Annotated in this window: 10 protein-coding genes; 7 read left to right on the top strand and 3 right to left on the bottom strand. The window is 72.0% G+C overall.

From position 1 onward, the window contains the following. Nucleotides 1-16: 16 nt before the first annotated feature. Together ACIHFD_RS56305 and ACIHFD_RS56300 are read left to right on the top strand one after the other, a co-directional pair. A complete protein-coding gene (locus ACIHFD_RS56305; protein WP_397373909.1) occupies nucleotides 17-1,690 on the top strand; it encodes a serine/threonine-protein kinase in 1,674 nt (557 codons plus the stop codon). Nucleotides 1,691-1,734: 44 nt separating this feature from the next. Further along, entirely contained in the window at nucleotides 1,735-3,123 is a 1,389-nt protein-coding gene (locus ACIHFD_RS56300) for a class II fumarate hydratase (protein ID WP_397373908.1), read from the top strand. Here ACIHFD_RS56300 and trpD read toward each other — a convergent pair. Beyond that, entirely contained in the window at nucleotides 3,117-4,169 is a 1,053-nt protein-coding gene (gene trpD, locus ACIHFD_RS56295) for an anthranilate phosphoribosyltransferase (RefSeq protein ID WP_397373907.1), read from the bottom strand. The two genes, ACIHFD_RS56300 and trpD, sit on opposite strands and share 7 nt — an antisense overlap. Before the next feature lie 236 nt (nucleotides 4,170-4,405). Between trpD and ACIHFD_RS56290 the strand changes: the two genes are divergently transcribed. The 5 genes from ACIHFD_RS56290 to ACIHFD_RS56270 are packed head-to-tail and all read left to right on the top strand — an operon-like array spanning nucleotide 4,406 to nucleotide 10,551. Next, nucleotides 4,406-5,158 carry a 3-hydroxybutyrate dehydrogenase gene (locus tag ACIHFD_RS56290; protein ID WP_350725667.1) on the top strand — a complete coding sequence of 251 codons (753 nt, stop codon included), beginning with the start codon at nucleotides 4,406-4,408 and terminating at the stop codon, nucleotides 5,156-5,158. 21 nt (nucleotides 5,159-5,179) lie between these two features. After that, nucleotides 5,180-7,078: a helix-turn-helix domain-containing protein gene (locus ACIHFD_RS56285; RefSeq protein ID WP_397373906.1), complete on the top strand. Its 1,899-nt coding sequence runs from the start codon at nucleotides 5,180-5,182 to the stop codon at nucleotides 7,076-7,078. Nucleotides 7,079-7,133: 55 nt separating this feature from the next. Continuing rightward, entirely contained in the window at nucleotides 7,134-8,408 is a 1,275-nt protein-coding gene (locus tag ACIHFD_RS56280; protein ID WP_397373905.1) for an MFS transporter, read from the top strand. Then, nucleotides 8,405-9,406 carry an alpha/beta fold hydrolase gene (locus tag ACIHFD_RS56275; protein ID WP_397373904.1) on the top strand — a complete coding sequence of 334 codons (1,002 nt, stop codon included), beginning with the start codon at nucleotides 8,405-8,407 and terminating at the stop codon, nucleotides 9,404-9,406. The genes ACIHFD_RS56280 and ACIHFD_RS56275 overlap by 4 nt, the downstream gene beginning before the upstream one ends. Continuing rightward, the gene (locus tag ACIHFD_RS56270; RefSeq protein WP_397373903.1) at nucleotides 9,406-10,551 is read left to right on the top strand and encodes an alpha/beta hydrolase family protein; all 1,146 of its coding nucleotides are present in this window, start codon (nucleotides 9,406-9,408) and stop codon (nucleotides 10,549-10,551) included. Before ACIHFD_RS56275 ends, ACIHFD_RS56270 begins: the two co-directional genes overlap by 1 nt. Here ACIHFD_RS56270 and ACIHFD_RS56265 read toward each other — a convergent pair. Together ACIHFD_RS56265 and ACIHFD_RS56260 are read right to left on the bottom strand one after the other, a co-directional pair. Beyond that, entirely contained in the window at nucleotides 10,541-12,538 is a 1,998-nt protein-coding gene (locus ACIHFD_RS56265) for a glycosyltransferase family 2 protein (RefSeq protein WP_397373902.1), read from the bottom strand. The two genes, ACIHFD_RS56270 and ACIHFD_RS56265, sit on opposite strands and share 11 nt — an antisense overlap. A gap of 70 nt (nucleotides 12,539-12,608) precedes the next feature. After that, nucleotides 12,609-13,247, bottom strand: a complete 639-nt coding sequence (locus ACIHFD_RS56260; RefSeq protein WP_350725679.1) for a lytic transglycosylase domain-containing protein — start codon at nucleotides 13,245-13,247, stop codon at nucleotides 12,609-12,611. Between the last annotated feature and the right edge of the window lie 275 nt (nucleotides 13,248-13,522).

Genomic DNA, 13,522 nt, shown 5'->3' with positions numbered 1-13,522 from the left:
TCGATATCTTCTTCTCATGCCGGAACAGCAGACACGCCTGCTCGCGGAGCGCTACGAGCTCATAGCCCCGCTCGGCCGGGGCACGATGGGCACCGTGTGGCGCGCCCGCGACCGCGCACTCGGGCGCGAGGTGGCGGTCAAGGAAATCCGCCAGGACCCGGGACTCACTGACGACCAGCGGGCCGAGCTGCGCGAACGCATGGTCCGCGAGGGCCGCATCGCCGCGCGGATCAACCATCCCTCGGTGGCGTCCATCCACGACGTCCTGATCCAGGACGACAGCCCGTGGATCATCATGGAGCTCATCGAGGCCCGATCGCTGGAGCAGGTGATCGACGAGGAGGGGCCGCTGCCACCACGGCTCGTGGCGGAGATCGGCGTGGACCTGCTCGGGGCGCTGCGCGCCGCGCACGCCCAGGGGATCACCCACCGCGACGTCAAGCCGGGCAACGTGCTCATCACCGAGAGCGGGCGCGTGGTGCTCACCGACTTCGGCATCGCCAAGGCGGAGGGCGACTCGCGGCTGACGAAAACGGGCATGGTGATCGGTTCGCCCGGCTACACGGCCCCGGAACGTGCCAGGGGCGAGTACACCGGCCCCGAGTCGGACATCTGGTCGCTCGGGGCGACGCTCTACTTCGCCGTCGAGGGACGCCCGGCGTACGAGCGGGCCACGATCGCGGAGACGCTGGCGGCGCTGCTCACCGAGAGCGCCGACCCGCCCACGCAGGCAGGTCAGCTGCGGCCCGTGCTGAACGGGCTGCTGAACAAGGACTACCGGCAGCGCCTCAACGCTGCCAAGGCGGAGACCCTGCTGCGCATGGTCGCCGACACCCCCACGAGCGACATGCCGGCGATCACGGCTGAGGCTCTCATGGCGCAGGAGGCCGCTTTGCCCGACCCGTTCGCCGGCAAGAACCCAGCCCAAAAGAATCCGGGCCAGGCCCAGACGAACCCTGTGCAGAAGCCCCCGGTCCCCCAGGCCGGGCCCGCCGGCCCCGCGCCGTACGGACCCGGAGGCGCGGGCGCTCCCGGCGGCCAGGCGCCCTGGGGCCCGGGTCCCGCCGGCCGGGGTCAGGGCCCAGGCCAGGGTCCAGGCCCGCAGGCGCCCAGAGGGCCCGTCGGCGCGCCAGGCGGCCCAGTGCCCGGTGGCCCGGGCCGGGGGCCGGCGTCGGGGCCGCACGGGCCGATGACGAGCCCCGGCACGCCCACCGTGCCGCGCAACGCCGCGCCTCAGCGCCAGCCGCAATCCGGCCCTCAAGGAGCCGCAGCCTCTCCTGAAGCGGGGTTCGACCCCGAGCGGACGGTCAGCGTCCAGCGTCCCAAGGGCCCGTTCCCGCCGGCTCCGGAGCAGAGCAGGCCGCCGCAGGGGCCCGGCGACGAGGGCGCGGTCGTCACCACGCGCATCCAGCTCCCGCCCGCGCCCGGCCAGCAGGTCTATCCGCCCACCACGCCACCCGCGGGCCGGCAGCCCGCCCCCCGGCAACCGGGCCCCCAGCAGCCGCCGCCCCCGCCTGGAGGCCAGCAGGTCCCGCAGCAGGGCAAGGGCCTGGGGACCGACCTGTTCGCCATCGCCGGGCAGCCGGAGCAGCCCTCGGGCAACCGCAACGGCATGCTGGTGCTCATGGCGGTGGCCGCCGCGGCCGCCGTGGTGATCGCCGTACTCATCGTCGCGCTCTTCTCCAGCTGACCCGCGCCGCGGCCGTAAGGCGGTCGTGGGTCAGACTGGAAGTCATGAGCGAGTTCAGAATCGAGCATGACTCGATGGGCGAGGTGCGCGTGCCCTCAGGCGCCAGGTGGCGCGCGCAGACCCAGCGGGCAGTGGAGAATTTCCCGGTTTCCGGACGCCCTCTCGAGCCGTCCCACATAGCCGCGCTCGGCCTGATCAAGGCGGTGGCCGCCGAGGTGAACGGCGAGCTGGGCGTGATCGACAAGGACCTGGCCGAGGCCGTCGCCCAGGCGGCGGCCGACGTCGCCGAGAACGAGCACGACGCCCACTTCCCGATCGACGTCTTCCAGACCGGCTCCGGCACCTCGTCCAACATGAACGCCAACGAGGTGATCGCGACGCTGGCCGAGGAGCGCCTCGGCCGTCCCGTGCACCCGAACGACCACGTGAACGCCTCCCAGTCGTCCAACGACGTCTTCCCCACCTCGATCCATGTGGCGGCGGCGACGGAGGTGACCTTCCACCTGCTGCCCTCGCTCAGGCATCTGGCGGCGGTGCTGCGGGAGAAGGCGATCGAGTTCGACGGGGTGGTGAAGTCGGGGCGCACCCATCTGATGGACGCGACCCCGGTGCGGCTCGGCCAGGAGTTCGGCGGGTACGCCACCCAGGTCGAGAACGGCGTCCTGCGGGTCGCGACGGCCCTTGAGCGCGTGCTCGAGCTGCCCCTGGGCGGCACGGCCGTGGGCACCGGCATCAACACCCCGCCGGGCTTCGCTCAGGCGACCATCGCCAAGCTGGCCGAGGCCACCGGCATCCCGTTCGTCGAGGCCGTTGATCATTTCGAGGCCCAGGGCGCGCAGGACTCGATCGTGGAGCTGTCGGGCCAGCTCAAGGTGGTGGCCGTCTCGCTGACCAAGATCGCCAACGACCTCCGCTGGATGGGCTCGGGCCCGCGCGCCGGGCTGGCCGAGATCAACCTGCCCGACCTGCAGCCCGGCTCGTCCATCATGCCCGGCAAGGTCAACCCGGTGCTCCCCGAGGCCACGGTCATGGTCGCGGCCCAGGTCATCGGCAACGACACGGCGATCACGTTCGCCGGCGCGTCCGGCAACTTCGAGCTGAACGTGCAGTTGCCGATCATCGCGCGCAACATCCTGGAGTCGATCAGGCTGCTGGCGAACGTGTCGCGGCTGCTCGCCGACCGCTGCGTCGCCGGCATCACGGCGAACGTCGAGCGCCTGCGCGAGTACGCCGAGTCGTCCCCGTCGATCGTCACCCCGCTGAACAGGTACGTCGGCTACGAGGAGGCCGCCAAGATCGCCAAGCAGGCCCTGGCCGAGCGCAAGACCATCCGCGAGGTGGTCATCGAGCGCGGCCACGTGGCCGACGGCACCCTCACTGAGGAGCAGCTCGACGCCGCGCTCGATGTGTTGTCGATGACCCGGCCTCAGTGACCCGCTGACGCCTGGGCCTGCGTGGCGTGCGCCCACAGGGTGAGCAGGGACAGCGCGGCGCCGGAGTCGACCGCCTCCGCGGCCCGCTTGTAGGCCATGCCCAGGGCGGGCGTGAGGTCGGGTGCGGGCGGCGTTCCCTCGGCGGCCACCACGGCGGCGGCCGCGTTGAGCAGGACGACGTCCCGCACCGGGCCCCGCTCGCCCGCGAGCACGGCCCGTGCCACGGCCGCGTTGTGCCGGGCGTCGCCGCCGCGCAGGTCGTCCTGGCGCGACCGCGGGATCGACAGGTCGGCCGGGTCGAAGGCGGTGGGCGTGACCGTGCCCCGGCGTACGACCCAGATCGTGGAGGGGCCCGTGGTGGTGAGCTCGTCGAGCCCGTCGTCGCCCCTGAAGACCAGCGAGGAGCAGCCGCGCTGGGCCAGCACGCCCGCGATGACCGGCGCCATCCCCTGGTGGAAGACGCCGACCGCCTGCGCGGCCGGCAGGGCCGGGTTGGTGAGCGGGCCCAGGAAGTTGAAGACCGTGGGCACGCCCAGCTCGCGGCGCGGCCCGGCGGTGCGTCTCAGCCCGGAGTTGAACGCGGGCGCGAAGCAGAACGTGATGCCGACCTCGTCCGCGACCCTGACCACCGCGGCCGGCTGCAGGTCGATGACCACGCCCAGCTCCTCCAGCACGTCCGCCGCGCCCGCCAGCGAGGAGGCGGCCCGGCCGCCGTGCTTGACGACCTTGACGCCCGCGGCGGCGGCGACGATGGCGGCCATGGTGGAGATGTTCACGGTGTGGGCGCGGTCGCCGCCGGTGCCGACCAGGTCCACGGGGTCGCCGGAGACCCTGATCGCGGCCGATTTCAGGAGCATGCCGTCGGCCAGCCCGGACACCTCGGCCACGCTCTCGCCCTTGGCCCGGAGCGCGATCGCGAACGCGGCGATCTGGGCGTCCGTGGCCGTCTCGCCGATGATCTGCTCCATGGCCCACTTGGCCTGGAGGGAGGTGAGGGACCTGCCGTCGAGCAGCGTGGTGAGCAGTGCTGGCCAGGTGGTGGTCATGGTGAGCGCCCCTTTCGTCAGTGCTCGACGGGGGCGCGTACGACATGCGATCGGCCGCCTCGTCGAGGCGGCCGGTGCGTATGCGCTGGGAGGTCCGCCTAGGAGGCGGGCCACCACTGGGACGAATACGCGGTCATGCGTTCAAGATAGCAGACGCCGTGATCCACATAGGGCGGCGCGGATCTATGTCGCCGGCACCCATGCGTCGGGGCACGGCCACCGCCTAGGGTTCGGGTATGGCGAAGGAGCTGACGGGGCGGACCGCGCTTGTGACGGGGGCGGGGGGCGGCATCGGGGCGGCCTGCGCCCGGCGCCTGGCCGCCGACGGGGCGAAAGTACTGGTCGTCGACCTGCGGGCCGAGCCCGCAGAGAAGGTCGCCGCCGAGATCGGCGGGGTGGCGGTGGTGGCCGATCTGAGCGATCCCGGTTTCGTGGCGGCGCTGCCTGACGAGCCGGTCGACATCGTGGTGAACAACGCCGGGTTCCAGCACGTCTCGCCGATCGAGGACTTCCCGCCCGAGGTGTTCTCGGCGATCCTGCGGGTGATGGTCGAGGCGCCGTTCCTGATCGCGCGGCAGGTGCTGCCCGGCATGTACGCCAGGGGCTGGGGGCGGTTCGTGAACATCTCGTCCGTGCACGGGCTGCGTGCCTCGCCGTTCAAGTCGGCGTACACGACGGCCAAGCACGGGCTGGAGGGCTTCTCCAAGGTCGTCGCGCTCGAAGGGGCGCCGCACGGGGTCACCTCCACCTGCGTCTGCCCCGCCTACGTACGGACGGGGCTGGTCGAGGCGCAGATCGCCGACCAGGCTAAAGTGCACGGCATCGAGCCGGACGAGGTCGTCGAGAACATCATGCTGCAGCCCGCCGCGATCAAGCGGCTGATCGAGCCCGAGGAGGTGGCCGAGCTGGTCGCCTACCTCTGCGGCCCCGCCGGGTCGTTCATCACCGGCGTCTCCCTTCCCATGGACGGCGGCTGGACGGCGCACTAGTGCGCCGAACGGAGTGAGGCCATGAGCACGCAGTTCCTGGAGTTGCTCGCGCGGGAGGCGTCGGCGGTCGAGTTCGAGGGGCCGATCATCGAGGCCAGGGCTCGGGGTGCGGACCCGGCCACGATCGAGGAGCTGGAGCAGGCCAAGGTCGAGGCGCTCAAGGTGCGTGACCTGCTCAAGCGGCGCGCCAGGCGCGAGGCCGAGCTGTCGGCCCTCTACGACACGGCCGGCGACCTGGCCGCGCTGCGCGACCTCGACGCCGTGCTGGAGGCCATCGTGCACCGGGCCAGGCAGCTGCTGGCCACCGACGTCGCGTACATGACGCTGCACGACCCCGAGCAGGGCGACACGTACATGCGGGTCACCGACGGGTCGATCTCGGCCAAGTTCAGGGCGTTGCGGCTGGCCATGGGGGCGGGGCTGGGCGGCCTGGTCGCGCAGACGGCCACCCCCTACTCGACGGCCGACTACTTCGCCGACGCCAGGTTCCGGCACAAGCACCACATCGACGAGGCCGTCACGGAGGAGGGCCTGGTCGCGATCCTGGGCGTGCCGCTGCGGCTGGGGCAGCGGGTGATCGGCGTGCTGATGGCGGCCAACCGCAGCGCGCGGCCGTTCCACCAGGAGGAGGTGTCGCTGCTGGCCAGCCTGGCCGCGCACGCCGCCGTCGCGATCGACAACGCCAGGCTGCTGCAGGAGACCAGGAACGCGCTGGAGGAGCTCTCCCAGGCCCACAGGACCGCCAGGGCGCACGGGGAGGCCGTGGAGCGGGCCGCGCTGGTCCACGACCGGATGACCTCGCTGGTGCTGCGCGGTGGCGGGATCGAGGACGTGGCGGCCGTGGTGACCGACGTGCTCGGCGGCTCGCTGGCCGTGCTGGACGATCTGGGGCGGCCGCTCACGGGTGACGTGGGCGAGCTGGACGCCGGGGTGTTCGAGTCGGCGCAGGCGTCCAGGGCGCTGGGGCGTACCGTGCGGCGGGGCGACCTGCTGATCGCGTCGGTGGACGTCGGCGGGGAGCCGCTGTGCACGCTGATCCTGCGCAGCGACGACGCCGACGGGCGCATCCTGGAGCGGGCGGCGCTGGTGTGCGCGCTGCTGCTGCTGTTCCGCCGGAGCGTGGCGGAGGCCGAGGGCCGGGTCAGGGGCGAGCTGCTCGACGACCTGATCTCGCGGCCCGGCTCCCCCGGCCTGGCCGACCGGGCCCGGCGGCTGGGCGTCGATCTCTCGGCGCCGCACGTCGTGGTCGTGGTGCGGCATGAGGGCCAGCGCGAACGGGCCGCGTTCTGGGCCTCGTCGCAGGCCACGCTGCGGCACGGGCTCGCGGCCGGCCGGGCGGGCGAGGTGGTGCTGCTGCTGCCGGGGGCCAACGCGGGCGGCATCGCGCAGCGCGTCGCCGCCGAGCTGAGCGCGTCGCTGCAGGTGCCCGCCACGGCGGGCGCGTCGAAAGTCTGTCTCCCCGGTGCGCCGGCCCGGCCGCCGGGCGGCGGCGAGCCCGGGGCGGGCGCCGTGGCGGGTGACGTGGCGGTGGCCTACCAGGAGGCGCGCAGGTGCGCCGAGGCGCTGATCGCGCTCGGACGGGCGGGTGACGGCGCGAGCGCGGCCGAGCTGGGGTTCGTCGGGCTGCTCGTGGGCGACGGCCGTGACGTGCGCGGTTTCGTCGGGCGGGTGCTCGGCGCCGTGATCGACTACGACGCCCGCAGGGGCACCGCGCTGGCCGACACGCTGGCCGCCTACTTCGGCTCGGGCGGCTCACCCTCCCGTACGGCCGAGGCCATGCACATCCACGTCAACACCGTCACGCAGCGGCTCGACCGGATCGGCAAGCTGCTCGGCGACGGCTGGCTGGAGCCGGAACGCGCGCTCGAGATCCAGCTCGCGCTCCGCCTGCACCGGCTCGGCCACACATCCACCCCATAGACTGTGGGCCCCGGCCCCATATGAGTGACGCCGGTCACTCCTTACCGTGACCGGCATGGCCACTTCCATCAAGAAGATCGTCGCCGCGAGCCTGATCGGCACCACCATCGAGTGGTACGACTTCTTCCTGTACGGCTCGGCAGCCGCCCTCGTCTTCAACAAGCTCTTCTTCCCCGAGTCCGACCAGCTCACCGGCACGCTGCTGGCGTTCCTCACCTACGCCGTCGGATTCGTCGCCCGTCCGCTCGGCGGCCTGGTCTTCGGCCACTTCGGCGACCGGATCGGCCGCAAGACGCTGCTGGTCGTCAGCCTGCTGACGATGGGCGCGGCCACGTTCCTGATCGGCTGCCTGCCGACGTACGAGACCCTGGGCCCGTCCGCGGCGCTGCTGCTGACCTCGCTCCGGCTCGTGCAGGGCTTCGCGCTCGGCGGCGAGTGGGGCGGCGCGGTGCTGATCGTCTCCGAGCACGGCGACACGGCCCGCCGCGGCTTCTGGGCCTCCTGGCCGCAGGCCGGCGCCCCCGGCGGCAACCTGCTGGCCACCGGCGTGCTGGCGGCCCTGGCCGCCTGGCAGTCGGACGAGGCGTTCCTGGCGTGGGGCTGGCGGGTGCCGTTCCTGCTGTCGGGCGTGCTGGTGCTGATCGGCCTCTGGATCCGCCTGACGATCACCGAGTCGCCGGTGTTCCAGGAGGCGCCGCCGGAGAAGGCGCCGCCCATCGTGGGCGTGCTGCGGCACCACTGGAAGGACGTGCTCACCGCGATCGGCGCGCGCCTCGCGGAGAACATCTCCTTCTACCTGCTCACCGTCTTCGTCATCACGTACGCCAAGTCAGTCAAGATCGAGAACTCCACCGTGCTGAACGCGGTGCTGATCGCCTCGGCCATCCACTTCGTCACGATCCCCATGTGGGGCGCGCTGTCGGACCGGATCGGCCGCCGCCCGATCTACCTGGCGGGCGCCGCCGGCATCGGAGTGTGGATCTTCGCGTTCTTCCCGCTCGTGGACACCGGCAACTTCCTGGTGATCACCCTCGCCATCACCGTCGGCCTGCTCTTCCACGGCATGATGTATGGCCCGCAGGCGGCCTTCTTCTCCGAGCTCTTCGGCACGAGGATGCGCTACACCGGCGTCTCCATCGGCGCGCAGCTGTCGGCGATCGTGGCCGGCGCGCTGGCCCCGATCATCGCGGTCGCGCTGCTGAAGTCGTACTCGAGCAGCCTGCCCATCTCGGTCTACCTTGGTCTGGCGGCGCTGCTCACGCTGGGCGCGGTCTACGCCGCCCGCGAGACCCAGGGCAGCGACCTGGCCGAAAGGATCCACGCGCGATGAAGGTCACCACGCCCAGACTCACCCAGAACGTCCTGACCGTCGAGGGCAGGGACACCGGCGAGCCGGTGCTGTTCGTGCACGGGAACGTCTCCTCGGCCGCCTTCTGGCGCGACAGCATGGCGGCGCTGCCCGGCGGCTACCGCCCGCTCGCGGTCGACCTGCGCGGCTTCGGCGAGAGCGACCCCGCGCCCGTGGACGCCACGAGGGGCCTGCGCGACTGGTCCGACGACCTGATCGAGCTGGTCGAGGCGCTGGGCCTGGACGGGGTGCACCTGGTCGGCTGGAGCCTGGGCGGCGGCATCGTGCTGCAGCTCCTGCGCGACCGGCCGGCCATCGTCAGGAGCGTCACCCTGGTCAACCCGATCTCCCCGTACGGCTTCGGCGGCACGGAGGGCCCGGACGGCCGCCTCACGCACCCCGACGGCACGGGAGCGGGCGCCGGCGCCGCCAACCCCGACTTCGTGGCCCGGCTCAAGGCGGGCGACATGTCGGACGAATCCCCCACGTCGCCGCGTAGCGTCTTCCGCTCCTCGTACGTCAAGCACCCCGAGGTCGCCGACGAGGACTTCTACGTACGCTCGATGCTCACCACCCGCGTGGGCGAGGCCAACTACCCGGGCGACGCCGCCGCCTCGGAGCAGTGGCCCGGCGTGGCCCCGGGCAAGCTCGGCATCCTCAACGCCATCGCCCCCACCCACTTCCGCCTGGACGACCTCCACGAGATCGACCCCAAGCCGCCCGTCCTGTGGATCAGGGGCGCCGACGACGTGATCGTCTCCGACACGTCGTTCTTCGACCTGGCCCACCTGGGCGCGCTCGGCGTCGTGCCCGGCTCCCCCGGCACCCCGGCTCAGCCCATGGTGGTCCAGACCAGGGCCGTGCTGGAGCGCTACGGCCCGTACCGCGAGGCCGTCATCGACGACTGCGGCCACAGCCCGCACCTGGAGCACCCCGAAGAGTTCCTGCGCCTGCTGACCGCTCATCTCGGGGAGGCGTGATGTTAGTCGCGCTCACCTTGGTCGCGAGCCTGCTCACCCCGGCCCCGCAGCTCACGGTGCCGGGCGCGGAGCAGGCCGTGGTGGCCACGCTGGACGACCTGACCACGGCGGGCACCGCGAAGACCGGCCACACCGACCCGGCCGACTGGGCCGGGCTGCACTCGGCCGCCACGGTCAACCCGACAGGCGTGCCCGGCATCCAGATCGACGGCTACTTCCCCGACACCTCCACCACCAACGCCACCCACGGCTGGAACCACGACTCCCAGTTCGTGATCAGGCTCCCCGAGCGCTGGAACGGCGGCCTGGTCGTCGGCGGCACTCCCGGCAACAGGGAGCAGTACGCCAACGACTACACGATCTCCGACTGGGTGCTGGCCAAGGGCTACGCGTTCGCCGCCACCGACAAGGGCAACGTCGGCGTGAACTTCCACGAGGACGGGCGCGATCCCGGCGACGCCATCGCCGAGTGGAACCACCGGGTCACCCAGCTCACGGTGGCCGCCAAGGCCGTCGTCAGGCAGCGCTACGGCAGGAAGCCCCAGCGCACGTTCGTGGCGGGCATCTCCAACGGCGGCTACCTGGTCAGATGGCAGCTGGAGAACCGCGGCTGGCTCTACGACGGCGGCGTGGACTGGGAGGGCACGCTCTGGCGGGTCAAGGGCGACAACCTGCTGAACTTCCTGCCGCCCGCGCTGAAGGCGTACCCGGACGAGGCCGGGGTGCGGGCGGCCGGGTTCGCGGCGGGCTCGGAGTTCCTGTGGCCGTTCCACCGGCAGTACTACTGGGAGCTCACCCAGCAGCTCTACCAGAAGGAGCTGGACCCGTCCTACCAGGGCGCGGCGGCGGACTACGACTACGACCGGCGCAAGCCGTACGCGGCCGTCGCGAAGATCGCGCTGACCGGCCGGATCACCAAGCCGCTGATCACGATCCACGGGACGCTCGACACGCTGCTGCCGATCTCCCGCGACTCCGACGTCTACGCGAAGATGGTCGGCCCGCACCGGCCGTTCCGCTACTACCGCGTCGAAGGCGGCAACCACCTGGACAGCCTGGTGGACGTCTACCCCGACCGCCTCAAGCCCATGCTCCCGGTCTTCAGGAGCGCCTTCGAGGAGCTGGAGGGCTGGGTCAGTCCTTGAGGTAGCGGTGCCTGCCCGCGCGCGCCAGGCGCACCATGTGACGCGCGCCGGGCAGCCGCCTGCCGATGCGGTACAGGACGGTGTCCCTGCCCATGGGCGAGCGCCGCCCCGGATCGACCGCGGCGGCGGGCCGTACCAGGATCTTGCCCCTGCGCACCTCCAGCGCGAACCTGAGCCCGATCTCCTCCTCCGCCGTGCGCAGCGACGTCAGCCAGGCGCCGGGGCCGAGCTGGTCGGGTGGCGGCATCATCCGCTTGACCGGCACCTTGGCCACGAGCTGTCCCGCGAGCCGGCCCGGCACCCCGGCCTCGACCAGGGCGGGCGCGCACACCTCGCGGCCGCGCCGCCCGGTGCTGCGCAGCACCAGCTCCAGCGGGGGTCCCCCGCTCGGCGGCACGTACGGCACCGGCAGCACGACGTACGCGTGCCCGTCGAGCCGCTTGACCTCCACCCCGCGCGACACCAGGGCGATCGACTCGGAGAACGAGCGCGGCTCGACCGCCAGGCCCAGGTCGCCGTGGTCGGTCCAGCACGGCACCACCAGGCGCGTCCTTGGCCGCTGGGCCAGCACGCCCAGGCAGTTGAGCGGGCCCGCCGAGCTGCCGACCCGGCTCCTGGCCTGGTTGGCGCCGCCGAACATGCGGACGTGCACCTCCCACTGGCCCGGCCTGAGCGGCTCGCCGACCGCGGCGGCGGTCACGTCCAGCTGGGCCTCGCCCCTGATCTGCACGCGCATCCGGCGGCGGCCGTCCTGGATGCGCTCCACGTGCTGGGTCAGGGGCAGGAAGTGGATCACTCCCGTCTCGGCGTGGCGCACGTACAGCTCGACGCGGGCCCGCTCGACCGCCTCGGTGACGTCGGTGACGCTCTCGTCCAGGGCCTTGGTCTCCAGCGAGCGCGGCGGGATCCAGTGCAGGCGCTCGCCGTCCTCCCGGTACCTGTCGGGCGTGCCGTCGCCCGCCAGGACCTCCACGGTCAGCGCGAGCACCAGTACGTGGGCGTCCCAGCGCATCTCGGTCAGGTCGGCGCGGAGCCCGGCGCGCTTGGAGGAGTTCGACAGGAGCACGATCTGGTCCAGGCGTCCCATGCGCACGTACGCGGCCACCACCCGCAGCTGGACGGGCAGGTAACGGTCGAGCCGCTCCGGGAACCGCTGCTCGACCAGCTCCTGCACCACACGGAAGTGCAGGCCCCGGTCCACCGACGAGTCGGCGAAGCGGGCGGTCAGCAGCGGGCGCAGGACGGCGTACCGGAACCAGTGGGCCTGCATGCGGTCGCGCTGGCGGCCCTCGCCCACGCAGGTCTCGATGTCGGTGAGCAGCGCGTCGAGCTCCTTGACCATGGCCCGCGGCTCGTCCTCGGCCCCGAGCCGGTCGCCGAGGTGGCAGCAGACGTGCTCGGCCAGCACGGCGATGACCTTGGCGTGCAGGTAGGCCCGCATCACGAACGCCTGCTCGGCCATCCTGCCGCCGGGCACGGTGAACCCCAGCTCGTGCTCCTCCAGGAAGGCGCGGCGGTAGAGCTGCTGCGGCACGAGCAGCTGGAGGAGGCGGTCGCGCAGGATGTCGGCGCGGGCCGTGCCACGCTCGAAGGCGGCCATCGGCGGCCCGAAGTCGCGGATCAGGCGGCCGACCAGCACGTCGGCGTCGGTCTCCACGGCACGCTCGTGCATGCGGGCGACCGCGTCCTTCTCCAGGCGGTCGCCCTGGTCGAGGAAGTAGACGTAGTCGCCGGCGGCGGCCGCGAGGCCCACGTTGCGGCCGCGCATGGGCGTCCCGGTGTGCGGCAGGTGCAGGACGCTCACGTTGTCACGGGTCGTGGCGATGGTGTCGAGGCGCTCGCCGATCCCGTCCGTGGAGCCGTCGTCCACGAAGATCACTTCGTACGCGTCCGGGGGCATCGTCTGCTCCAGGGCGGAGCGGATGCACGCGTCGGCGGTGGCCCCCGGATTGTGGACATTGACGATCACGCTGACCTTGACACCCATGCGGCCAGAGTGGGCCCGCATGCACGTTCGGGCGCGGCGGCTTGCCGATTAAAGAGGGAAAGTTGACCCTCTAATACCAACCCACCGACTGTGAGTGTCCCCAGGCGCCACAGGGCGTGCCGTAGCGGCCCTTGATGTAGCCGAGGCCCCACTTGATCTGGGTCGCGGCGTTGGTCTGCCAGTCGGCGCCCGCGCTGGCCATCTTGCTGCCGGGCAGGGACTGCGGGATGCCGTACGCGCCGGAGTAGCGGTTCATCGCCCGCTCGTTCCAGCCGCTCTCCTTCTGCCAGAGCCGCTCCAGGCAGCCCCACTGGTCGTCGCCCCAGCCCATGGAGGCGAGCATGGTCTTGGCGGTGGCCTTGTTGCTGCCCGGCGAGGGGTCGCTGCCCGGCGGGAAGTTCATCGCGGGGAACCCGTCACCGGCCGGCGCCTTCTTCGGCACCACCCAGTCGATGTCGGGGTTCTTGCCCGCGGAGGCCCGGCCGTCCTTGAGCTTGTCCGCCTTGTACGCCTGCTCGGCGGCGTTCTTGAGCGCGTCGTTCTGGGGGTCGGGCGTGTAGAAGCTGCCGCTCGCGATGGCGCCCAGCTGCTCGGGCGTGAAGGGCGTGACGGCCGGCCTCTTGGCGTTCTCCATGGCGCGGTAGGCGACGAAACCGCCACCGCCGACCACGACCACCAGCGAGACGGTGGTGATCACCACCGCTTTCACGCTCAGGCGCTTCTTGGGCCGGCGCGCCGGGGGAAGGTCTTCCTTCGGCGGGCGCTCACTCAACTGCGGACCAGGGCTCACGAACCATGAGCTTGCCCTGTACTGGGGGGTGGTTCGCAACCGAAACGCGGGAATCGCTTGGGACCCCGTTGGCTAACTTGCTGGTAACCGTGGCGTTTCCGAAATAGTGTGATATTGCTCACACAAAGGACGGCTCACCCTCGGAGGCCCGCAAACCGAAGGGGGCCGCTTCCAGGGTGCCTCGACCACTTCCG

The sequence above is a fragment of the Nonomuraea sp. NPDC051941 genome, from assembly GCF_044593615.1.
The sequence above is the reverse complement of the archived record's forward strand: the minus strand, read 5'-3'. Positions and strand labels throughout refer to the sequence as shown.